We start from the raw sequence: 22,632 nt of genomic DNA, 5'->3' as shown, positions 1-22,632 counted from the left end.
CCATCTTACATTTATCAATATTATTAAACCGAACGGTTTATTAACATTGATTTGATTTGTCCGATTGCCTTAGTTGGATTAAGACCTTTAGGACAAACGCTAACACAGTTCATGATACTGTGACAACGGAACACGCTGAATGCATCGTCTAAGTCAGCTAAACGCTCTTCTGTTGCTGTATCTCGGCTATCTGCCAAGAAACGGTAAGCATGAAGAAGACCAGCTGGACCGATGAACTTGTCTGGATTCCACCAAAACGAAGGACACGATGTTGAACAACATGCACATAGAATACACTCATACAAGCCATCTAACTTGTCACGTTCTTCAATTGATTGAAGACGCTCACCTGCAGCAGGTGTATCGTTAATTAGATAAGGCTTTACTTTTTCGTATTGAGTGTAGAACTGACTCATGTCAATAACAAGGTCACGTACCACTGGTAAACCTGGTAATGGACGAATTACGATTTTACCTTTGCCACCTTTTTGTAGCGTTGATAAAGGAGTAATACATGCTAAACCATTTTTACCATTCATGTTAACACCGTCAGAGCCACACACACCTTCACGGCATGAACGACGAAATGATAACGTTGGATCTTGCTCTTTTAATAATAAAAGTGCATCCAATACCATCATGTCGTGGCCTTCTTCCGTTTGCAAAGTATATTCTTGCATACGGGGGGCGTTATCAACATCTGGATTATAACGATAAACAGAAAATTGTACTTGTGCCATCGTCTCGCTCCTAGTAGGTACGTGCTTTAGGTGGAAATGCTTCGCGCAGTTTCGGCGCATAGTTTACATCACGCTTGCTCATTTCATCCGTTACCGGATTGAATACTGAGTGACATAACCAGTTTTCGTCATCACGATCTGGGAAGTCAAAGCGAGAGTGTGCACCACGGCTTTCTGTACGGAAGTTTGCAGCAACTGCTGTTGAGTATGCTGTTTCCATCATGTTATCTAACTCTAGACATTCGATACGTGCAGTGTTGAAGTCTGATGATTTATCATCAAGACGCGCATGCTGCAGACGTTCACGAATTTCTTTAAGCTCTTTTAGACCGGCTGCCATTGACTCACCTTCACGGAATACCGAGAAGTTAAGTTGCATACACTGCTGTAGGTCTTTCTTGATTTGTACTGGATCTTCGCCTTGACCAACTGTTGAGTTCTCCCAACGATTGAAACGAGCGAGTGCAGCGTCTAAATCTGATTCTGAGGCATCTTTTGATACTTCAACGTCATTTAGGTAAGTGCCAAGGAAGTTACCTGCAGCACGCCCAAATACAACTAAATCAAGTAATGAGTTACCACCTAGGCGGTTTGCACCGTGTACAGATACACAGGCAATTTCACCAACAGCAAATAAACCTTCAACTACTTTTTCGTTGCCGTTAGCATCGATTTGTAGCGCTTGACCATTTACATTGGTTGGCACACCACCCATCATATAGTGACAAGTAGGGATTACTGGAATTGGCTCTTTTGCAGGGTCAACGTGAGCAAATGTTTTAGCAAGATCACATACACCTGGAAGACGTAGGTTAAGCGTTTCTTCACCTAAGTGATCAAGTTTAAGCTTAATGTGTGGACCCCAAGGACCATCACAACCACGACCTTCACGAATTTCTGTCATCATTGAACGGGCAACAACATCGCGTGACGCTAAGTCTTTCGCATTCGGTGCATAACGTTCCATGAAGCGTTCGCCATCTTTATTTAAAAGATAACCACCTTCACCACGACAACCTTCCGTTACTAGCGTACCCGCACCAGCAATACCGGTTGGGTGAAACTGCCACATTTCCATGTCTTGCATAGAAATGCCAGCACGTGTCGCCATACCAACACCGTCACCAGTGTTAATGTGAGCATTAGTAGTTGAAGCGAAGATACGACCCGCACCACCTGTTGCTAGTACCACAGCTTTTGATTTGAAATAAACAACTTCGCCTGTTTCAATATCAATAGCAGTACAACCAACTACATTACCATCATCGTTTTTAACTAAATCTAATGCATACCACTCAGAGAATACATTGGTTTTGTTTTTAACGTTTTGTTGATAAAGAAGGTGCAATAACGCATGACCTGTACGGTCAGCCGCAGCCGCGGTACGTGCTGCTTGCTCGCCACCAAAGTTTTTCGATTGACCACCGAAAGGACGTTGGTAAACACGGCCATTTTCAAAACGAGAAAACGGTAGACCCATGTTTTCTAATTCAGTAATTGCTTCTGGGCCAGTTTTACACATATATTCGATAGCGTCTTGGTCACCGATGAAATCGGAACCTTTAACGGTATCGTACATGTGCCATTCCCAGTTATCTTCATGTGAGTTACCCAGCGCAACCGTAATACCACCTTGTGCAGACACAGTGTGTGAACGCGTTGGGAAAACTTTAGAGATAAGTGCACAGGTTTTACCTGATTCAGTGATTGCAAGTGCCGCGCGCATACCCGCACCACCTGCGCCAATCACGACGGCATCAAATTCACGAACAGAATATTTCACTTAAACACCCCATAGAACGATTAGACCAATTGCTACGTATGCAGCGGCCATTAGGTTCAAAACAAAACCTAAAACAGCACGCAATTTTGCGCATTTAACGTAGTCAGTCAGTACTTGCCAAAGGCCAATACGGGTATGAACCATAATGCAAACAAGGGTAATTAGTGTGAACCCTTTCATTGCTAGGTTTGAAAACAGGCCTTGCCATGCTTCGAAAGTGACTTCTGGTGTACATAAGAAGTAGCCAATAATAAAAATCGCATACGCGGTAATTACTAGTGCCGTGGTACGTAACGAGACATAATCTTGTATGCCGTCACGTTTTAGAGTTGCTTGATTTAAAACCATATCCACACCCCTGCTAATACAGAAGCCACAACGCCAAGTGCCATTGCAATTTTAGCGCTAAGGTTACCTGATTCAAGTTCTTCCCAATGTCCCATATCCATAATGATATGACGGATACCACCAATAAGGTGATACGCCAATACAGAAATGGTGCCCCAAGCTATAAATTTGGCAATGAATCCGCTAAACAGACCCTTGACGAATTCAAAACCTTCAGCTGAAGAAAGAGACTCTGACCAAGCCCAAATGACAAACGTTAAAGCAAAAAATAATGCAACACCGGTGACGCGGTGAAAAATTGATGCTTTAGCCGCTGCCGGCATAGATATAGTTGTTAGATCTAGATTTACAGGTCTTTGCTTTTTCACAGTTACTTGCCCATCTTGCCCACTAGGAGCTCATCTACTTGTTTTTCTTAACCCACCAAAAAACGATTTTTCTGATGGAACTATCTAAGTAAAGCGTTTTGTTACGACTAAAATTCACATTTTTGCAAAGATTAGCTGTAAAAATAACGTTTACCTACAGACAATACGGTATAAAACCTTCGATAGTATATATAGCCAGAGGTCTTTTTACAATTCTTGTTTAGTTATAGCTATTTGCGAATTAGCCAATGGTATAATATTTAATCCCGTGAGAATATTTATTATACATTTGTGCATAATGTTTATAAAAATTGACTTTAACCCCCTCTTTCACGTTAAAATGAAAAGAATGTGCTTAAACAGATTCAGAACATAACAATCAGAGTTGTTATCTTAATAGGAGATAAATAGATGGCGGATAAGAAAGCCACAGTCCATATTGATGGTCTAGATCCAATCGAACTTCCAATTTACCAAGGTACTGCTGGTCAGGATGTAATCGATGTACGTACGTTAGGTGCTCATGGTCATTTCACATATGATCCAGGTTTCATGTCGACTGGTTCTTGCGAATCTTCAATTACATATATCGACGGTGGCAAAGGGATATTACTTCACCGTGGTTACCCAATTGAACAACTAGCCGAAGACTCAGATTATGTTGAGTTGTGTTATTTACTGCTAAATGGTGAGTTACCAACTAAAGAGCAATATGCTGATTTTGCATCACAAATTACACATAGCACGATGCTTGATGAGAAAATTGCAAACTTCTTCCAAGGTTTCCGTTTTGATGCCCATCCAATGGCTATGCTATGTGGTGTAGTTGGTGCATTATCATCTTTTTATCATGAAGATCTTGATATTACTGATGCAATACAACGTAAAACAAGTGCAGTAAAATTAATTGCTAAGCTACCAACTATCGCAGCGATGGCTTACAAATATAACGTAGGTCAACCATTCGTTTATCCACGTAATGATTTAAGCTATGCAGAAAACTTCTTACATATGATGTTTTCTGTACCAGCTGAAGAATATAAAGTTAATCCAGTGACTGCTAAAGCAATGGATAAAATCTTTATGCTTCACGCTGATCACGAGCAAAATGCATCAACGTCTACAGTACGCTTAGCTGGCTCTTCTGGTGCTAACCCATATGCATGTATTGCAGCGGGTATCGCATCACTATGGGGCCCTGCACATGGCGGTGCTAACGAAGCATGTTTAAACATGTTAGAAGAAATTGGCTCTGTTGATCGCATCGACGAATACGTTGCTAAAGCAAAAGATAAGTCGGACCCATTCCGTCTTATGGGCTTTGGACACCGTGTTTACAAAAACTTCGACCCGCGTGCAACTGTAATGCGTCAAACCTGTCACGAAGTACTTGCTGAGCTTAATATTCAAGATCCATTGCTGGATATTGCAATGAAACTTGAGCAAATTGCCTTAGAAGACCCATACTTTGTTGAGAAGAAACTTTACCCTAACGTAGACTTCTACTCAGGTATTATCTTAAAAGCAATTGGTATCCCAACAAGCATGTTCACTGTGATCTTCGCAATGGCACGTACTGTTGGTTGGATCACACACTGGGACGAGATGTTATCGCAACCTGGTCATAAGATCAGCCGTCCACGTCAGCTATATACTGGTCACACACACCGTGATTACGTAGCGACAGACAAGCGTTAATTTTAGTTAATGCTAAAAAGGGCCGCATTTGCGGCCTTTTTTGTATCTAGTCCTTGAGAAATATCACAAAGCCATTACAATTCCGATTCAGTTTTTAATTCGGCTTTGCTGTGCTTGGTGTTGAAAAGTTATGTTTAATATAGAAAAAATTCGCGCAGACTTTCCTGCCCTAAAACAACTCATCAACGGGCAACCGCTGGTCTATCTTGATTCGGCTGCAACCACACAAAAACCACTGTCAGTTATCAGCGCGACTGAGCAATTTTACGCACGCAATAATGCTAATGTTCATCGTGGCCGCCATACCTTAAGCGAACAAGCAACCCATGCCTATGAACAAGCAAGACAGACCGTTGCCAATTATTTTAATATCGATGCAAATGAATTAGTTTGGACCAAAGGAGCTACTGAGGCAATAAACTTAGTGGCGAATGGCTTAACTGAGCAGCTTGATAATGATTCAACCATCATCATTTCAGCCTTAGAGCATCACGCTAATATTGTGCCATGGCAACAGTTAGCAAAGCGCACGGGAGCAAAGCTACTGGCACTTCCGTTACAAAAAAATGGCTGCTTTGATGTTCAAGCATGTGTTGAATTCATCAGTCAGCATAAGCCATCTGTACTTGCTATCACTCACGCGTCTAATGCGCTTGGTAATATCACAGATCTTGACCCAATATTACATGCCGCAAAACGCCATGATGCAATTACCTTAGTGGATGGTGCGCAAGCTGCGCTGCATTTACAGCCAAATTTACCTCAACTTGGTTGTGATTTTTATGTTTTTTCGGCTCATAAAATGCTCGGCCCAACCGGATTAGGTGGATTATATGGTCGCTATGATCGATTAAATAGTTTAGCTGTGTATCAAACTGGTGGCGAAATGATTGAAACTGTAACATTAGCAAAAACAATATTTCGTCAGGCACCAGCAAAGTTTGAAGCAGGTACACCAAACATTGCTGCAGTGATCGCTTTTGCAACTGCAATCGATTATCTAACCAGTTTAAATAAGACTAATGTATATACTCATGAACAAGTAATTTTTAATTATGCGGCAGAAAAACTGCAAGCCATCGCAGGAATTACCGTTTATAGCAACATTGAGAACAATATTGGTACCCTTTGTTTCAATTATAAAGACGAACACCCTTTCGATATAGCAACACTTTTAGATGGTTATGGTATAGCAGTTCGCAGCGGTCATCATTGTGCGCAGCCATTAATGCAACATTTAGGTATTAATGGCAGTGTTCGAGCCAGCTTTGCATTTTATAATAACCATAGCGATGTTGATTTATTTATCGCTGCTTTGCAAAATTGCTTAGAGTTATTAGACTAATTATGGATAAGACATGATTAAAACGTTTAAAGAAATTGCTTCATCGCTTGAGAGCTCGCCATCATGGCAACAAAAATACCGTGAAATAATGCTACTAGGTAAACAATTACCAGCTATGCCGGCTGTTTTAAAAACCAGCGATGCCCTTGTACCTGGCTGTGAGAGTAAAGTTTGGCTGTATTTGGATTTTGATCTTGAAGAAAATTGCCTAGTTATTATTGGTGACTCAGATACCCGCATAGTAAAAGGATTATTAGCGATCATTCTGTCGCTTTATAATGGCTTAACCCCTGAACAAGCTATTAACACTGACGCATTTGCACAGTTTAATCATTTAGGGCTTATCCAGCACCTTAGTCCTTCCAGAGGCAACGGTATTAAAGCCATGGTTGAGCGTATTCAAACCATGGCAGAACAGAAAAACTAATTTTTCACGGTACGTGCGCAGCGATCTAAATATTTACGTATTGATTTTGCTGCGACAAAAAAACCAAAACTTCCGGTTACCATAGTCGCTGAACCAAAACCGTTGTTACAATCCATATTCATCGAGCCATCAGCCCCCTGTTTAGCATGACAAACGCTGCCATCAGTACTTGGATATACCAATTGCTCAGTTGAATAAACACAATCGATGTTGAATTTTCGCTTTGGATTGCTACTAAAGTTGTACTGCTTGCGCAAAATATATCGGACTTTTGCCAGTAATGGATCATGGGTGGTCTTTGCTACATCACCAAAAGTGATTTGACTCGGATCAGTTTGACCGCCAGCACCACCGGTGGTGATCACCGGTATTTTGTTACGTTTACAATGCGCTATTAATGCCGCTTTTTCTTTTACTGCATCAATGCAATCTATGACATAGTCAAAACCACTTATATGCTCACGAATATTATCTAAAGTAATAAAATCATCGACAACACTGACCTCACACAGTGGATTGATCAATTCACAGCGGGCCTTCATTGCGACAACCTTTGCTTCACCCACCGTGCCTGTTAATGCATGTATTTGCCGATTCACGTTGGTTGCACAAATATCATCAAGATCAATTAAGGTTATTTTACCAACTCCAGTACGTGCTAGAGCCTCTGCCGCCCACGAGCCCACGCCACCAATACCAATAACACAAAAGTGGGCTTGTTGTAGCCATTCAAATTCAGTGTTGCCATATAATCTTTTGATACCACCAAAACGGATATCGGTTACTTTTTCACTCATTTACCAATCCAGTTGCCATGGTGTCTGCCAAGGCTGAAAATTTTCATGTTCAATTAATGTTGTAAACTCATCATCGTAATGCGGTAACAAACTAAATTGCTGTAGTTTACCTTGCCACACAAAACTTAGTGCAAAAGCATGTAAATAGGTGCGCTCAGCAGCAGTACCACCGTATATTACATCACCTAAAATCGGCGCAGAAAGGCTTTTTAGCGCGACCCGTAGTTGGTGCGTTTTACCCGAGTAAGGCTTTAAAATAAATGCCCTTCTATTGGCTTTAAAATTAATAGAATAAAAGCGAGTTATGGCTGGGTTTTCTTTACTTGTTAGTAGCTTATAGGTACTACGGCGTGATTTAGCCATATCCCCTTTGATCCAACCTTGCTTTTTCTTCGGTTTGCAATCACTTATCGCCAAATAAAACTTATTAACTTGATGAGCAGTAAATAAAACTGTCAGCTTTGCAGCCGCTTCACTACTGCGTGCTAAAATTATTAGCCCCGATGTCACTTTATCAAGGCGGTGCACAGCATATAACTTTTCTGCGAGTTGTTGCTCAGCCAGTACTACAAAACCTGGGCCTTCTTCACTATGGAAATTAAGCCCGGCAGGTTTTTCTATAATATAAAAATCAAGGTGCTTTGCTATAACCTTGAGTAATGTGAACGTGTTCACCACTTAATGACTTTGCAGTATAGCGACTACACGCGCTAAATCATCAGGCGTATCAACCCCTGCTTGCGGTGTTATTTTTGCCTGTTCTATTTTTATTTTATAGCCATGATATAAAACACGTAATTGCTCAAGAGATTCAAGTTGCTCTAATGGGGATGGCGTCAGTGAGATGTATTGTTTAATAAAACCAGCGCGGTATGCATAAATACCCACATGACGTTGAAAATCTTGTATGTCTAATCCGTTATTTTCACCTGTGTACATATGACTTCGATCATAGGGAATGCTGGCACGAGAAAAGTACAGTGCGTTTTTATTTACATCGCTGACGACTTTAACTGCGTTGGGATTAAAGATCTCATCGACACTATCAATGGCAGCACTCAAGGTCGCCATTGGCGCACTTGAATTAGCAAGTAAAGCAGCAACTTGCGAGACATTTTCAGCGGCTAATAAAGGCTCATCACCTTGTACATTCACTACAATAATATCGTTATTGAGAGATAATAAATCAACAACTTCTGCTAGCCGTTCAGTGCCTGACTGATGATCATCTCGAGTCATTAATACATCATTAGTAAAACCTTTGACAACATCAAAAACCTGTTGGTGATCGGTGGCTATCACGACCTTACTTGCCCCTGACGCCATCGCCTTTTCATAAACATGTTGGATCATCGGTTTGCCACAAATATCAGCAAGTGGTTTACCTGGTAGACGACTCGATGCAAAGCGTGCAGGAATAACGACTACGAATTCCACTTTTCAATCTCTTCTAAGCTCAATTCACGCGCTTCATTTTCTAGTAATACAGGAATATCATCTCGAATAGGGTAAGCAAGTTTTGCAGCTGTGCTGATCAATTCACTGTTTTCTTTGTCTAAACGTAATTTGCCTTTACACACTGGGCAAGCAATTATTTCAAGTAATTTTGTATCAAAGGCCATCTAGGATCCCTTTTTCTCTCAGTAATAAGTTAAGTTTAGAAACCACCGCAGGGGATGGCTCTGCGTCAACGGGTAAAAAATACCACGTTGGTTTTGCAAATGAATGACATTTTACCGCATCTTTCTCCGTCATAAACACTATATCATCATTAAATTTTATGAAATCTTGTGCTGTATAACCATAATGATCTCGAAAATGATGGCAACTTAGCAATGTAATGCCTTGTTGACGTAAGCTATTTTCAAAACGTTGTGGATTACCAATGGCGCTCACTGCGTGACCGGTCAAAAGCGGGACTTGAGTGGCTATATTAGTGGCAACATTTACTAAATCAGCACTTTTTAGCTGATAATTAAACGTGGCATCCCCCCCATTTTCAATAACTAAGTCAACTGATTTTAAACGTTTTTGTGTTTCTCTCAGTGGCCCCGCAGGCATTAACAAGCCATTGCCAAAACGCCGTTCACTATCAACAATACAGCACTCTATTGTTCTGGCCATTTTATAATGTTGCATACCATCATCGGAAATAATCACATCAAGCTGATATTGCGCAATTAATTGTTTTATATTCGCTTGTCGATCTGGGCCTACAACTACAGGGCAGTCAAGCCTGCGTTGAATAAGTACGGGCTCATCACCTGCCTGAGTCGTGTCGGTATGCTCAGTCACAGTAAGTGGATAGCTATCACTATTACCGCCATAGCCGCGACTAATAATGCCAACCCTTAAGCCACGCTGCTGTAGGTAATTCGCAAGCCAGATCACAAAGGGGGTTTTCCCATTACCACCAACGCTAATATTACCTACCACGATAACTGGCACAGGGCTTTGGTATGCCTTCAATAAACCTAGCTTATACGCTAATTTACGCAGATCACTTATAAACCAAAATAATACACTCAGTGGTAAAAGTAATATGGTAATAAAGCTTATTTCTCGATACCAACTCTGTTCTATTTTACTCACCCGTGATCACCAAATTGCATCTTGCAAAGCGCTGCATACGTGCCATCATTAGCCAGTAAGCTGGTGTGATCACCACTTTCTATCACTTGACCATTATCAATAACATAGATTCGGTCGCTTTGTTCGATTGTTGATAATCGGTGGGCAATCACAATAGAGGTTTTATTTTTCATTAATGCTTCTAAAGCTTGCTGGATCAGTTTTTCAGACTCAGTATCCAATGCAGAGGTTGCTTCATCTAAAATCAAGATTGGTGCATCTTTTAATATCGCCCGCGCAATTGCAATTCGTTGGCGCTGCCCGCCTGATAACATTACACCATTCTCACCGACCATGGTATTTAGACCATCGGGTAAATCTTTAACAAATTCCCACACATGTGCTTGTTTTGCTACATTCAATACCTCGTCATCGCTAAGTGAACGTGCAATCCCATAACTGATGTTATTAGCAATAGTGTCATTAAATAACACTACTTGCTGGGATACTAAAGCAAATTGGCGACGTAAATCAGTTAACTTATAATCCGCCAATGGCACACCATCGAGTAAAATCTCACTGGGCGGTTGTAAGTCATAATAACGCGGTAATAAGTTTGAAATGGTTGATTTACCAGAACCAGAACGCCCAACTAACGCAATACTCTCGCCTGCTTTTATAGTGAGCGATAAGTTTTTTAATACAGCTTCTGCTTTCGTTGGGTAATTGAAGGTGACATTTTTAACTTCAATCATACCTTTTACTTTATCTACACTAACTGTACCGATGTCTTTTTCGGCCTCTTCATCAAGCACTAAAAAAATACTTTGCGCTGCAGATATGCCACGCTGTAAATCACTATTTACATTAGCTAATTGCTTTAAAGGGCGTAATAACATCATCATCGATGAAATAAGCACCACAAAATCCCCAGAGCTCACTGTATCAATCATTGATGGCATAGAAACCACCCATAGAATAACGGCCATTGCACTGGCAGCCAAAATTTGAATCACAGATACACTAAGCGCTTTAGTGGCATCCATTTTGATACGCTGCTGACGGTTATGGTTATTAATTTTTGCAAACTGGGTTATTTCTTGCGCTTGACCGCCAAAGCCATGAATAACTTTGTGACCACTGAGCATTTGCTCTGAGCTACGGGTAACTTGTCCCATTGCTGATTGAATATTTTTAGAGATATGGCGAAAACGTTTTGATACAACAGAGACAATAACGGCCACCAAGGGAATTATAACCAAAAAGATTAACGACAGCTTCCAACTGGTATAAAACATCACAGCTAGCAAAAACACCACAAACGCGCCTTCCCTGACCACAATGAGCATCGCTTTGGTGATCGCTTGCTGTACTTGCTCGGTATCGAACGTTATTTTTGAAATCAAATCACCCGTTGAATTTTGATCATGAAATGCAACAGGTAAATGTAAAATATGCTCAAATAATTGCTGACGTAACGAACGGACAACTTGTGAACCCACATAACTTAAACAATAAGACGAGATATAATTAAAAACACCTCGGCCAAATACTAACGCGATGACAACAAATGGCGCGTATTTTAATACTTCAGCGTTGCGTTGATTTAAGCCCTGATCTATAAATGGCTTCATTAGTTGGATAAATAAAGCATCCATCGCTGAGTAACCAATCATGCCAATAACAGCAAAAATGGCAACGCTTTTATAATCCCCCACATACGTCAATAAACGCTTATAAATTTGTGATGTAGTCTGGTCCATAATACTCTCTTATTCATAATCTGTGGCTATTGTAGCCTCCAGTTGCACAAAACTAAACTCAATCTTTTAGAAACCAATAACTTTCATCTTCACGAGCTAGGTTTACTGTGTAGTGATGTGGATAAAATTCAATTTTAACCTGCCCTTTATTCGCTGTTGTATATTGTAAAGCATGCTGTGTAGCATAACGTGCTATAACTTCTGTACGTGGAAATTGCCACTGTCCTTTATATGCCGTTGAATGAATAACAATCTCAGGAGCAACCGCAGCAATAAATGCATCACTCGATGAGGTATTACTGCCATGGTGAGGACTCAGTAATACCGTACTTTTAAGCACCCCTTGCTGCTGGATTAGTTGCGCTTCTCTTGTTGCTGAAATATCACCTGGAAGCAAAACACTGAACCTGCCATCGCTAATGCGCACGACACAAGAGTTATCATTATCAGTTATTAAATGCTGTGCTGGCTCGCTCACGGTAATGGTTAAGTCATAAAAACTATATTCGCCCGCTCTGCAAACTTGCTCTGGCCCATTTGGTTGTAGCAATTTAAAAGTATGCTGATAACCTTGCTCTAACCAATGGATAAGCCCTCCAGCATGGTCTTTATCCATGTGGCTGATGAGCGCAACTTCCGCCTCAATGCCGTTTCTTTTTAAATAAGGTATTAAGGTGCTGTTGACCCGCGTAAATGTATTAAAATAAATTGGGCCAAGATCATAGATAAAACCTTTACCTCGATTACTGACTAACACCATGGTGCCATGACCGACATCGAATACATTTAGCTGCCAGCGCGGTTTGGTCAGTAAATAATGATCGAGTACAACCAGTAATAATGGTATGCATGCCAATAAACGCCAGGGCAAAAAACACACAATTATTGCTGTAATGTAGCTACTAATAAGCCATTGCTGGCTAAAATTTGTGGTATCAAACCAACGAAAATCAACCGGGATCAACAATAAGAGTTGATAAATATGTTGTAATAATGAATCAAACACGCTAATCAACCCGCTAATATCAAAAAACACACTAATAGCAGAAAACATTACTAAGCAAGGCATGATAATTAAACCAAGTAATGGGATAGCCACTAAATTAATAACTAAGCCAATTACACTGACCCCATTAAAATAATAAAGTGATAATGGTAGTAAACCAATAAACAATGCAAACTGTAGAATAATAAGTGTTTTTATGATGGCTAAAAAGCCAGAGCTGGTTACGGTTATAACACTAAAAACCCAAAAGATAATTGCCACCGCAGTGAATGAAAAATAAAGCCCCGGATTAAGTAAACTAAATGGATCAATAAGTAATACACATACCAATGCAAACAAGATAAATCGCCAGCGTAGTGCCTGCTTAGCAAAGTAATAAATAACTAAATAACACCCTAGCATGATCAGCGCACGCGTTGCAGAGACGATAAAACCACTTAAGTACACATAACTAAAAGCAAGCACAAATCCACCTAAACTATAAATAAGTGACAAATTGATCTGCTGTGTAGTTGGTTTAACCACAAAAATAAAAAGGCTTGTTAAATAGCGAGTTATAAAAAAACCGATACTAAACATCAAGCCAATGTGTAATCCCGAAATAGCCAATAAATGGCTAATACCAAATTGCTGTAATTCTTGCTTTTGTGAAAAACTCATAGCACTGCGGTCGCCAGTCATTAGCGGATAAAACAGCCAATTTAGCGAGTTATGCTGGTAGGTATGTTTGATAAAATTACGGTATTTTTCAATTAGCTCAAATTCATGGTTGTTCGATATTTCGATAATACTACCAACTTGCTTGCCTTTAAAAAATAGTCGCTCACTAAATGCGTAACGCTCTTTATCAAACACATCATAATTTTTTTGGCTGCGATATTTTTCTAATTCAAGCCACGTTGTAACGTGATCACCTACTTTGAGTCTCTGGTCGTTTTTTAAAGTGAGCAATGCAAAAGGAGGCTTAATATTTGATAGAGGCTGATTATCTATCTCATTGAGCTGAACTTTTAAATAATAGTTATCACGCTGAGAAATAACTTCAACAATCGTAATATTACTTAGATGTGGTTTATTTTCATCCAAAGCCAAGCTGGAAATTGCATAAAAGCTGGAAAAATGTCCCCATACACACAAAATTCCACAAATAAAACCTAACAATACACGGTAAAACGGCTTAAAATAGGCACTCGCAATTAACAGAGATAACGCGAAAACTGTAAATACAAGGGTCTGATAATAATAAACGGTTATAATACAACCAACGACAAACCCAACGCTTAACCAAACAGATGTAAATGGTTGCTTTAAATGGCTAAAAAAACGATCCAACGGTTTTTACCCGATCACAATAAAGTTAAACATCATAAATATTTAAAAATTTTTGGTCGTTTACTCCACGATGCTAATCTATGGCATTTAAATCGTCGCTCAGCTCGTGGGGCATTTTCAGTCGGTTTATTCTTCGCTTTCATCCCTGTTCCTTTTCAGATGGTGCTTGCTGCTGCGTTGGCTATTCCATTACGAGTAAATCTACCTATTTCTGTCGCCGTAGTATGGATCACTAACCCGCTAACCATGCCACCTATTTTTTATTGTTCGTATTTAATTGGTACGTTAGTGTTAGGGCAGCCGGAGCAACATTTTGCATTTGAACCAAGTTGGCAGTGGTTTATGGAAAGCTTAACCACCATTGGTCCTGCTTTTTTAGTTGGCTCGCTTATTTCTGCCTGTGTTGCCTCAATAATAGGCTATTTCGGTGTTGATTTACTATGGCGACGCTCAGTGCGAAAAGCATGGTTAAATCGTCATAAAAAATAACTGTTTCAATTTAAAGTATAGACAAAAAAAACCCTGCTTAGCAAAGCAGGGTTTTTTATTTTAATACTAAGTGACCGTTAATGCTGGATCACCTAGCAATAATTTCAATACTTATCGCAATATACGACGCAGACCAACTAACGGTAGTAACAATAACGTATACCAAGGGGAACTAGACGATTGACGTTCATAAGTTTCCGTTTCAGGAGCTGAACAACTATCAATAGTCCCGTTAATAGGAGATAACTTCACTGGCACTGCAATACTTTCGTATTCTATTTCACCATTGATATCTCGTACAACACCGCCTAATGAATCAGTTTTTTCGACCGTTTTAGTAGCAACACCAAAAATTTCGTTTTTATTGTTAATCACTTTAGCTTCTGCAACAACATAACCGTAACGTGTTTCACCATCTGCTTCGTAGCAAGGCAGTAAATCATTTATGTTTGTAATCGCATCTTCACCAATCTTGTACAGGAAACCTTCGCGGCGACGCGCACCAACATTAAATAGGTCAGTTTCACCTTCACCAACAATATAACCATTGTCATTAATATCATTGGCAACTGAGCTGGAGCTATTAAAGAAATCCGTTGGGAATACAGTACTATTACTGGCAACATCATGATAAAAGAATTTTTGACGATCTGAGCCATCAATTCTCTTTATTCCATAACCAACAATCGTATTATTATTATTAATTGCTACTGCCTTACCACCTGTCCAATCATCTTCTTGATTGAGCATTTCAACAACGTTTCCGTCTTTGTAATAAACAGGCAACGATCTAATTGTTGACGATCTGTTATTATCACGAATGTCAGAGTAACCGGCAACAATACCATTACTATTAACAGCAAGTGCATTACTTATAAATGCAAACCCATCATCATCTTCTGGTGTAAGACCCAAACCAAGCGGTTCAGTTTTAGTAATGTTTAAATTTGTATCAAGTGTCCACTTAACTGCACGGGTATCGAACAATCGTGATGATGTGCTTCTATACAAATTCTCAATACAAACACTGACAGGTTCATCTTCACCATCACAATTATCATCAATATTTTCTTGTCTATCAACTGGGATCCCTGTTGATACTTGCCCAACGACAATATAACCGGTGTTTGTTTTAACGATATCGTTGGCTGAACTTAAGCCACCAAATTCCGCATACTCAGGCACTAACGGCACATTTAAACCCGATGGCGATACAACAATGCCCCGAGAAATAAAATCACGCACGAATCGTGTTTCTTCTTCACTTTCACCCTCAGGAAGAAAGCTAGTTTTCTCATAAGGTGCACTGCCCCAACCCGCAGTAACACCGTCTTCTGCTACTGCATTATAATTATTGCTAACGGAGCGTGTAAGGCCATCATAATCAACTGATGCAACATCAAAAAGAACTTGTTCTTGCGCTTCACCATTTAAAACATTGTAACCGATGATATTAGCCAATTTTTGATATTCTGAGTTGTTAGCTTGTGCTGATAAAAATGAAAGCATAAAACTGTGTGCATCTGGGTTAGTCGCCGCTGCATTATTATTTTCAATATCATCTAGAGTAAAGGTAATTTGCTTATCAATTAACTCGAAATTATTTTCTTGCTGATCGTATGCCCTTTCGATTAGGCTATCAGTAAAATCTATATAGCTAACATCAATAGGTAAATTGTAAATACCGTTAGCAACGCCGATTATATTGCCACTTTCGCTGACATCTTTAACGTAGTTATGCTTTGCTTCGTCTAAAGAACTCAGCTCTGTTAACTGATACGTGGCACTGAGTGCCGATGTACTCATCGTAGCTAAAATACTAGCCGCGAGTAATTTATATTTCATTTTAGTCCTTACTACTGATTCTTTAAATCTTCAAGTTCTTCCCAGCGCTCCAGAGCGGCTTCAAGGTCAGACTCAAGTTGTGCTAAATGGTTCAATTCTTTGGTTGTCGCACTGGCATCTTGTTTAAAGAAATCAGCGTCATTAACCACAACTTGCTGTGCTTCTAATGCTTGTTCAAGTTGTTCCAGCTTACTGGGTAATTGTTCTAATTCAAGTTTTAATTTGTAAGAGAGTTTATTACTTTTGTTATCTGCTTTAGCCACAGGAGCTGGTGCAACGACTGCTTCTTTTTTAGCAGGTGTAGTTAGCTGTTTTTTTTGTTCCTGTGCTAAATAATTAGCATAGGCTTCATAATCACTGTAACCACCGACAATATCTGTAATTACCCCATTACCTTCAAATGCCCAAACACTGGTACAGGTATTATCAATAAACTCACGGTCATGGCTTACAATTAACACAGTTCCCTGATACTGATTAATAATATCCTCTAACAGCTCAAGGGTTTCTATATCTAAATCATTGGTTGGCTCATCAAGCACAAGAATATTTGATGGTTTTAAAAATAGTTTAGCTAATAATAAGCGATTTTTTTCACCGCCAGAGAGTGCTTTAACTGGTGTACGAGCACGCGCAGGTGGGAATAAAAAGTCTTGTAAATAACCGAGTACATGACGTGAGCGTCCGCCCATCATTACTTCTTGCTTACCTTCGGCAACGTTATCTTGTACGGTGGCTTCTTCATCAAGCTTTTGGCGGTATTGATCAAAGTAAGCAAACTCTAAGTTCACCCCTTGCTTAACAATCCCTGCATCAGCTTCAATATCACCAAATAGCAGTTTTAATAAAGTCGTCTTACCAATACCGTTAGGGCCAACTAAGCCAATACGATCGCCACGCATTACTAATGTAGAGAAGTCATTGGCGATAACTTTATCTTTATTAAATGCATGATTTAGATGTTTAGCTTCAAATACTAATTTACCTGAACGGTCTGCAGTTTCAATATTGAAGTCAGTTTTACCCACTTGATCAACACGCTGTTTGCGTTCATTACGTAGCTGTTTGAGCTCGCGGACACGCCCTTCATTACGCGTTCGACGTGCTTTTACACCTTGGCGGATCCACGTTTCTTCTTCTGCTAAGCGTTTGTCAAATAATGCGTTTTGCGTTTCTTCTACTTTTAAATCATGGGCTTTTTGCTCTAAATAAGTAGCATAATCGCCAGGGTATGAAATTAACTTACCACGATCTAAATCAAGAATACGCGTAGCAACTGCACGAATAAAAGCACGGTCATGAGAAATAAAGACAATACCGCCTTTAAACTCTTTTAAGAATTGTTCAAGCCACATCACACTTTCCATATCTAAATGGTTAGTAGGCTCATCAAGTAATAATAAATCCGGCTCACTGACAAGTGCCCGTGCAAGAGCAACTTTGCGTAACCAGCCACCAGAAAGTGATTCAAGTTTGGCTTCTGGTGCTAATTCTAACTGTGTTAATACAAGTTGAATTCTACTATCAAAACGCCAACCATCTGCGGCTTCGAGTTGATTTGATAAACGTTCAAGTTTATTAAGTAGTTTATCTGTGCAGTCAGTTTGTAACTCAGTGCTGACGTGATGAAAGTCAATTAATAAATTTGCAATCTCAGGCATACCTTGAGCAACATAATCAAACACCGAGCCACTAGCCCCTTTTGGTGGATCTTGCTCTAGACGCGATATTTTAATACTACCTAACTGATTTATTTCACCATCATCTAAAATAACTTGGCCATCAAGGACTTTTAGTAACGTTGATTTACCCGCACCATTACGACCAACCACACACACACGCTCACCAGTTTCGATGACGGCATCAGCGTTGTCTAACAGTGGATGCGTACCATACGCGAGTTGAGCTTTAGAAATTCTAATTAAATCCATACTATCTGTTTACTCTTATTCTGTTTGCGTAAAAAACTGACGCACATCTTGCGCAGTGAAAGGCCAAAATAATTGCGGGCCTTGATCGCTTTTTAAAACGGGTATACTGGTCTGATATTCTGTAATTAATTCTTCATCACTCATAATATCAACAAGCTGTAACAGATCATCACCTAACAACGGCGTGATCAAGCTCTGCGCTTGCTCACATAAATGACAGCCATCGGTATGATACAAAATCCACTTAGCCATGGGTTATCAACCAGCTATTATGTATTTTTTTATTGCGTTTGAAGTCAGGAGAAATCGTCTGCTCTGAAATATTAACAGCTTTTAAGCCTAAGCCAATCAAGCCAACTTCATCCATGGTGAAGCCACGCATATTATTCGAGAAAATCAACGTGCCAGATGGACTGAGGATTTTTTTGACCCATGTCAGTAATTTAATATGATCATTTTGTACATCAAAAGCATCTTTCATGCGTTTTGAATTTGAAAACGTTGGCGGATCTAAAAAGATCAAATCGTATTGGCTTGTGGCATGCTCAAGCCACTTCAAACAATCAGCCTGTTCAAAACGATAACGGGTATTACTGATATTGTTCAGGTCAAAGTTATCTTGGCCCCATTTTAAATAAGTTTTCGATAGATCAACCGTGGTTATCGCTTTAGCGCCACCCAGAGCTGCATGTACAGAGGCTGTCCCTGTGTAGGCAAATAAATTCAAGAAGCGTTTATCTTTGGCATTTTCTTGGATATAACGACGAGCAAGACGGTGGTCTAAAAACAAGCCAGTATCTAAGTAATCAAATAAATTGACTTTAAACTTCGCGCCAAACTCCTCAACTACTTGAGTACGATTTTGCTTAGCCATTGGTGTGTATTGCTCTTCACCTTTTTGCTTTTTACGTACTTTTACAGCAATATTTCCAGGTGCGATATTGAGCTGCTGTGAGGTTAACGAAATCACGTCTTGTAAACGTTTGTGCGCTGTTACATCGTCAATTTCTTTCGGCGCAGCGTACTCAAATATTACCGCTGAATCACCATAAATATCAACAGCTACATTGTATTCAGGGATGTCAGCATCGTAGACACGATAGGCCTGCACATCATTTTGTTTGAGCCAATTTTTCAAGCCTTGCTTATTCTTTTTAACCCGATTAGCAAACGACATTGAACCTTCAAAGTTCAATGCAGGCTTATCTTCAGTTGTTTGGCTGACTTGTTTGTCATCAAGTTGATATAAATTAAGTACCACATCAAGTGGACCATTTTTAAATTTATAACGCTTGAGTTTCACCAGCTTTAATAATTTAAATAAACTCTCATCCATGCCTAGTAGAGCAAGTTTCCAGTTATTAAAATGTTTTTTAAAGCCTGTACCTAAAGCACTGTGTAAACTTACCAACTCAGCCATCGAACCAATACGTTCACCATACGGTAAATTTGAAATAACCACACCTGGTAATTTCGCCACTGAAGTAAGCTTAGTTGCATCGCTTTGTTTAAACTTGATCACATCGCCTAGATCAGCTCTACGAGCATTATCTACTGCTTTGCTTAGTACATTAGCGTCATTGTCATGGCCAATAAGCCATAGTTTAGGATCTGTAATTTGTGCTGTAAGCTGCTCTTTTAACTCTTTGTATTTAGCAATACGGAAACTTGGTAAGCGCTCAAATGCAAATCCCTCACGGAATAAACCCGGCGCTTCATTACGCGCCATGCCAGCAGCTTCAATCAAAATAGTGCCAGCACCACAGCAGGGATCAAATAGCGGCTGTTGAACATTATCAAGCCAACCACTGCGTTTGATCAGTGCTGCCGCTAAATGCTCTTTAATAGGTGCCTTACCTTGACCTTCTCGGTAACCACGTTCAGATAAACGCGGCCCTGAATAATCGATATACATGGCCACACCTTGACGCGATAAACGCGCAACAACGCGTACATTGGCATCTTGTTTATCAACATTTGGCCGCTGTTCAAATAAATCATTAAAATAATCAACAATCGCATCTTTGATCACTAAACCTGAGAACTGGGTATTTTTAAGTGAGTCGTTGGTACCATTAAAGTCGACTGCAAAAGTTTGCGTTGGACCAAACCATTCCTGCCAAGGCTGTGAGCGAGCAAAATTGTAAAGGCTTTCTTTATTATTAACGCCCTCCTTCTCTTCGATCAACATCAGCACTCGTGTCGCGAAGCGGCTCATTAAACAGACCTTTTGTGCTAATGTAGTGTCGGCGTCAAAACGCACAGAACCGACTGTTTGTTTGGTCACCGTAGCGCCAATGTCAGTAAGTTCATCAACCAATAAATTTTCGATTCCGATAGAAGTAAGTGCGATAAAATGCAAAGTAATAACCCTTAATAGCTAATTGCGCGGGATTATAACATAGGTTGGGCGACAAACACGCGATAAACAAAGGAACTACAAAAAATATGCTTAGGCTGTTTTACTGTTTTGTGCGTGGTTATAAATTGGATGGACACGATTGTTAAGTATACGAATAGCTTCAAATTGATTAAGGCTTAAGTTTTCATCAAGCTTAAAATGCTCAGATAGACAAATGCATAAAGAGGCTTCTTTACAGTGGTCAACAATCAAAAACTCACCACTTTGTTCGCTAGTTTGCAATTTTATAACGGCTTCTATACTGGGCTCATTGCCTTTGTAGGGTTCGAAAAACCAACTTTTTGCCAGCATTGGCTTTAAATAAAATTTAGCTGCTGTCGCATTGAGCGCAATTTGACATAGCTGCGCGCCATTCCAAAGATTAAATCCAGCAAGATATTGGTAAACCTGCTGATAAAAGGCGGCATCTTCTAAACTAAAGTTAGGTTGGGTTAAAATAGCATCGGTGAGTTGACGTAGTTTATAAGGCGTGCACAGCTGCATATCTTGATCTAAATCGATCAATAAACGATTTCTTACTGGACAAGCAATCCATTTCCACTGCTTTGATGCTTGTAACATGCGTTCCCTACGCCCCTACTAATTAATCTTATGAATATTGTAGTATAGCGGCTTTTGACCAATTAATATATATTTCTTTAGAACATTTATTGAACGATCAAAAGCTTAAATAACGGATCCTTATAAGCCTTGCAGGATCGTTTTTACCAATTGCGGTCCTTTATATATAAATCCAGTGTATACCTGTACAAGATCCGCTCCTGCTGATAATTTTTCTTTCGCACTGGCTGCATCATCAATTCCGCCCACTCCAATGATCGGCAACTTACCTGCGGTTAAACGTTTTAATTCTTGCACTACATGAGTGGAGCGCTCACGTACTGGCCGACCCGACAGGCCTCCGGCTTCATCAGCATATTGTTGTCCATGCACCGCAGCGCGCTCTAAGGTAGTGTTCGTCGCTATTACACCATCGATGTTGTTATTTAATAATGATTCACTAACTTGAGCTATTTGCACAGCATCAAGATCTGGGGCAATTTTTACTAGCATCGGCACTTGTTTATTATGTTTGGCGAGCAAATCAAGCTGCTCATTTTTAAGGCTTTGCAATAGATCATCCAGTGCAGCACCATATTGCAGATCGCGAAGTCCAGGCGTATTTGGTGATGAGATATTGACAGTAATATATGAGGCATGTTCAAACACTTTGCGCATACAGTGGATGTAATCGTCTTTACCTTGTTCATTTGGGGTATCTTTATTCTTACCAATATTGATACCTAGAATGCCGTCGTATTTAGCAGCCTTAACGTTATTAATTAGGTTATCAACACCTTTATTATTAAAGCCCATACGATTGATAATTGCATTTGACTCCGGCAGACGGAAAATACGCGGCTTGTCATTACCGACTTGTGGACGAGGTGTCACAGTACCTACCTCAATAAAGCCAAAACCCATCTTTGCAAACGCATCAATGCATTCTGCATTTTTATCAAGGCCAGCTGCTAATCCTACTGGGTTTTTAAACTGTAAACCTAAAAATTCGACTGGACGATCTGCCACTGATTGCGACCATGCAGCACTGAACGGGGTATTGTTAAAACGGCGCAAGTTATGAAGTGCAAATTCATGGGCCCATTCCGCATCACGGGTGAACATAAAACGGCGAGCAAGATCGTAAAACATGAAATAATCCTCTTAATAAAAAAATACCCCAGACTAGGCTGGGGTATTGTATAACAATTTTAACGATTAACTCAT

Annotated in this window: 21 protein-coding genes; 4 read left to right on the top strand and 17 right to left on the bottom strand. The window is 39.9% G+C overall.

The features are described 5' to 3' along the window. Nucleotides 1–23: 23 nt before the first annotated feature. Genes H5158_RS01090 through sdhC form a run of 4 tightly spaced genes read right to left on the bottom strand, consistent with a single transcriptional unit; the run spans nt 24 to nt 3,239 of the window. Nucleotides 24–740, bottom strand: coding sequence for a succinate dehydrogenase iron-sulfur subunit (locus tag H5158_RS01090; RefSeq protein ID WP_064666153.1), 717 nt, complete (start codon nt 738–740; stop codon nt 24–26). Nucleotides 741–750: 10 nt separating this feature from the next. Next, nucleotides 751–2,523 carry a succinate dehydrogenase flavoprotein subunit gene (gene sdhA / locus H5158_RS01085; RefSeq protein ID WP_182717863.1) on the bottom strand — a complete coding sequence of 591 codons (1,773 nt, stop codon included), beginning with the start codon at nt 2,521–2,523 and terminating at the stop codon, nt 751–753. Then, complete coding sequence (gene sdhD, locus H5158_RS01080) at nt 2,524–2,871, bottom strand: succinate dehydrogenase, hydrophobic membrane anchor protein (protein ID WP_169017830.1); 348 nt, start codon at nt 2,869–2,871, stop codon at nt 2,524–2,526. Continuing rightward, nucleotides 2,862–3,239, bottom strand: a complete 378-nt coding sequence (gene sdhC / locus H5158_RS01075) for a succinate dehydrogenase, cytochrome b556 subunit (RefSeq protein WP_084448108.1) — start codon at nt 3,237–3,239, stop codon at nt 2,862–2,864. Before sdhC ends, sdhD begins: the two co-directional genes overlap by 10 nt. Nucleotides 3,240–3,650: 411 nt before the next feature. Here sdhC and H5158_RS01070 point away from each other — a divergent pair, with 411 nt between their 5' ends. The 3 genes from H5158_RS01070 to H5158_RS01060 all read left to right on the top strand — a co-directional run bounded on the left by H5158_RS01070 (nt 3,651) and on the right by H5158_RS01060 (nt 6,709). Next, the gene (locus tag H5158_RS01070; RefSeq protein ID WP_182739260.1) at nt 3,651–4,937 is read left to right on the top strand and encodes a citrate synthase; all 1,287 of its coding nucleotides are present in this window, start codon (nt 3,651–3,653) and stop codon (nt 4,935–4,937) included. A gap of 130 nt (nt 4,938–5,067) precedes the next feature. Then, the gene (locus H5158_RS01065; protein WP_182739259.1) at nt 5,068–6,282 is read left to right on the top strand and encodes an aminotransferase class V-fold PLP-dependent enzyme; all 1,215 of its coding nucleotides are present in this window, start codon (nt 5,068–5,070) and stop codon (nt 6,280–6,282) included. 13 nt (nt 6,283–6,295) lie between these two features. Further along, on the top strand, nt 6,296–6,709 hold the full coding sequence (locus tag H5158_RS01060) for a SufE family protein (RefSeq protein WP_145233851.1): 414 nt from the start codon (nt 6,296–6,298) through the stop codon (nt 6,707–6,709). Here H5158_RS01060 and tcdA read toward each other — a convergent pair. From tcdA to H5158_RS01025, 7 genes are read right to left on the bottom strand one after another with little or no spacing between them, the layout of a single operon-like run. After that, on the bottom strand, nt 6,706–7,506 hold the full coding sequence (gene tcdA / locus H5158_RS01055) for a tRNA cyclic N6-threonylcarbamoyladenosine(37) synthase TcdA (RefSeq protein ID WP_182730946.1): 801 nt from the start codon (nt 7,504–7,506) through the stop codon (nt 6,706–6,708). The two genes, H5158_RS01060 and tcdA, sit on opposite strands and share 4 nt — an antisense overlap. Then, nucleotides 7,507–8,181: a TIGR01621 family pseudouridine synthase gene (locus H5158_RS01050; RefSeq protein WP_257325926.1), complete on the bottom strand. Its 675-nt coding sequence runs from the start codon at nt 8,179–8,181 to the stop codon at nt 7,507–7,509. Nucleotides 8,182–8,184: 3 nt separating this feature from the next. After that, nucleotides 8,185–8,943 carry a 3-deoxy-manno-octulosonate cytidylyltransferase gene (kdsB, locus tag H5158_RS01045; RefSeq protein WP_149981069.1) on the bottom strand — a complete coding sequence of 253 codons (759 nt, stop codon included), beginning with the start codon at nt 8,941–8,943 and terminating at the stop codon, nt 8,185–8,187. Further along, on the bottom strand, nt 8,931–9,128 hold the full coding sequence (locus tag H5158_RS01040; RefSeq protein WP_145233843.1) for a Trm112 family protein: 198 nt from the start codon (nt 9,126–9,128) through the stop codon (nt 8,931–8,933). Before H5158_RS01040 ends, kdsB begins: the two co-directional genes overlap by 13 nt. Next, nucleotides 9,118–10,098, bottom strand: a complete 981-nt coding sequence (gene lpxK, locus H5158_RS01035) for a tetraacyldisaccharide 4'-kinase (RefSeq protein ID WP_182739258.1) — start codon at nt 10,096–10,098, stop codon at nt 9,118–9,120. Before lpxK ends, H5158_RS01040 begins: the two co-directional genes overlap by 11 nt. Then, a complete protein-coding gene (gene msbA / locus H5158_RS01030) occupies nt 10,095–11,840 on the bottom strand; it encodes a lipid A export permease/ATP-binding protein MsbA (RefSeq protein ID WP_182739257.1) in 1,746 nt (581 codons plus the stop codon). The genes lpxK and msbA overlap by 4 nt, the downstream gene beginning before the upstream one ends. Before the next feature lie 58 nt (nt 11,841–11,898). Next, nucleotides 11,899–13,932, bottom strand: a complete 2,034-nt coding sequence (locus tag H5158_RS01025) for a DNA internalization-related competence protein ComEC/Rec2 (RefSeq protein WP_259398754.1) — start codon at nt 13,930–13,932, stop codon at nt 11,899–11,901. A gap of 225 nt (nt 13,933–14,157) precedes the next feature. On the opposite strand from H5158_RS01025, the gene H5158_RS01020 reads away from it, so the two are divergent. Then, entirely contained in the window at nt 14,158–14,667 is a 510-nt protein-coding gene (locus H5158_RS01020) for a DUF2062 domain-containing protein (protein ID WP_149981065.1), read from the top strand. Nucleotides 14,668–14,778: 111 nt separating this feature from the next. Here H5158_RS01020 and H5158_RS01015 read toward each other — a convergent pair whose 3' ends face one another. The 6 genes from H5158_RS01015 to pyrD all read right to left on the bottom strand — a co-directional run bounded on the left by H5158_RS01015 (nt 14,779) and on the right by pyrD (nt 22,557). Then, a complete protein-coding gene (locus H5158_RS01015; RefSeq protein WP_182717872.1) occupies nt 14,779–16,512 on the bottom strand; it encodes a DUF3466 family protein in 1,734 nt (577 codons plus the stop codon). A gap of 11 nt (nt 16,513–16,523) precedes the next feature. After that, nucleotides 16,524–18,443, bottom strand: coding sequence for an ABC transporter ATP-binding protein (locus tag H5158_RS01010; RefSeq protein ID WP_182717873.1), 1,920 nt, complete (start codon nt 18,441–18,443; stop codon nt 16,524–16,526). 15 nt (nt 18,444–18,458) lie between these two features. Beyond that, nucleotides 18,459–18,695: a glutaredoxin family protein gene (locus tag H5158_RS01005; protein WP_149981062.1), complete on the bottom strand. Its 237-nt coding sequence runs from the start codon at nt 18,693–18,695 to the stop codon at nt 18,459–18,461. Beyond that, entirely contained in the window at nt 18,688–20,805 is a 2,118-nt protein-coding gene (rlmKL, locus tag H5158_RS01000) for a bifunctional 23S rRNA (guanine(2069)-N(7))-methyltransferase RlmK/23S rRNA (guanine(2445)-N(2))-methyltransferase RlmL (RefSeq protein ID WP_145233826.1), read from the bottom strand. Before rlmKL ends, H5158_RS01005 begins: the two co-directional genes overlap by 8 nt. A gap of 90 nt (nt 20,806–20,895) precedes the next feature. Further along, the gene (locus tag H5158_RS00995; protein WP_145233823.1) at nt 20,896–21,426 is read right to left on the bottom strand and encodes a cell division protein ZapC domain-containing protein; all 531 of its coding nucleotides are present in this window, start codon (nt 21,424–21,426) and stop codon (nt 20,896–20,898) included. 120 nt (nt 21,427–21,546) lie between these two features. Then, nucleotides 21,547–22,557 (bottom strand): quinone-dependent dihydroorotate dehydrogenase, encoded by a 1,011-nt coding sequence (gene pyrD / locus H5158_RS00990; protein ID WP_182739255.1) that lies wholly within the window; start codon nt 22,555–22,557, stop codon nt 21,547–21,549. Nucleotides 22,558–22,632: the final 75 nt, after the last annotated feature.

Origin of the sequence: Pseudoalteromonas sp. SR45-6 (assembly GCF_014163545.1) — a bacterium.
Taxonomy (GTDB): Bacteria; Pseudomonadota; Gammaproteobacteria; order Enterobacterales; family Alteromonadaceae; genus Pseudoalteromonas; species Pseudoalteromonas rhizosphaerae.
This window is presented reverse-complemented; position numbering and strand designations above follow the sequence as displayed.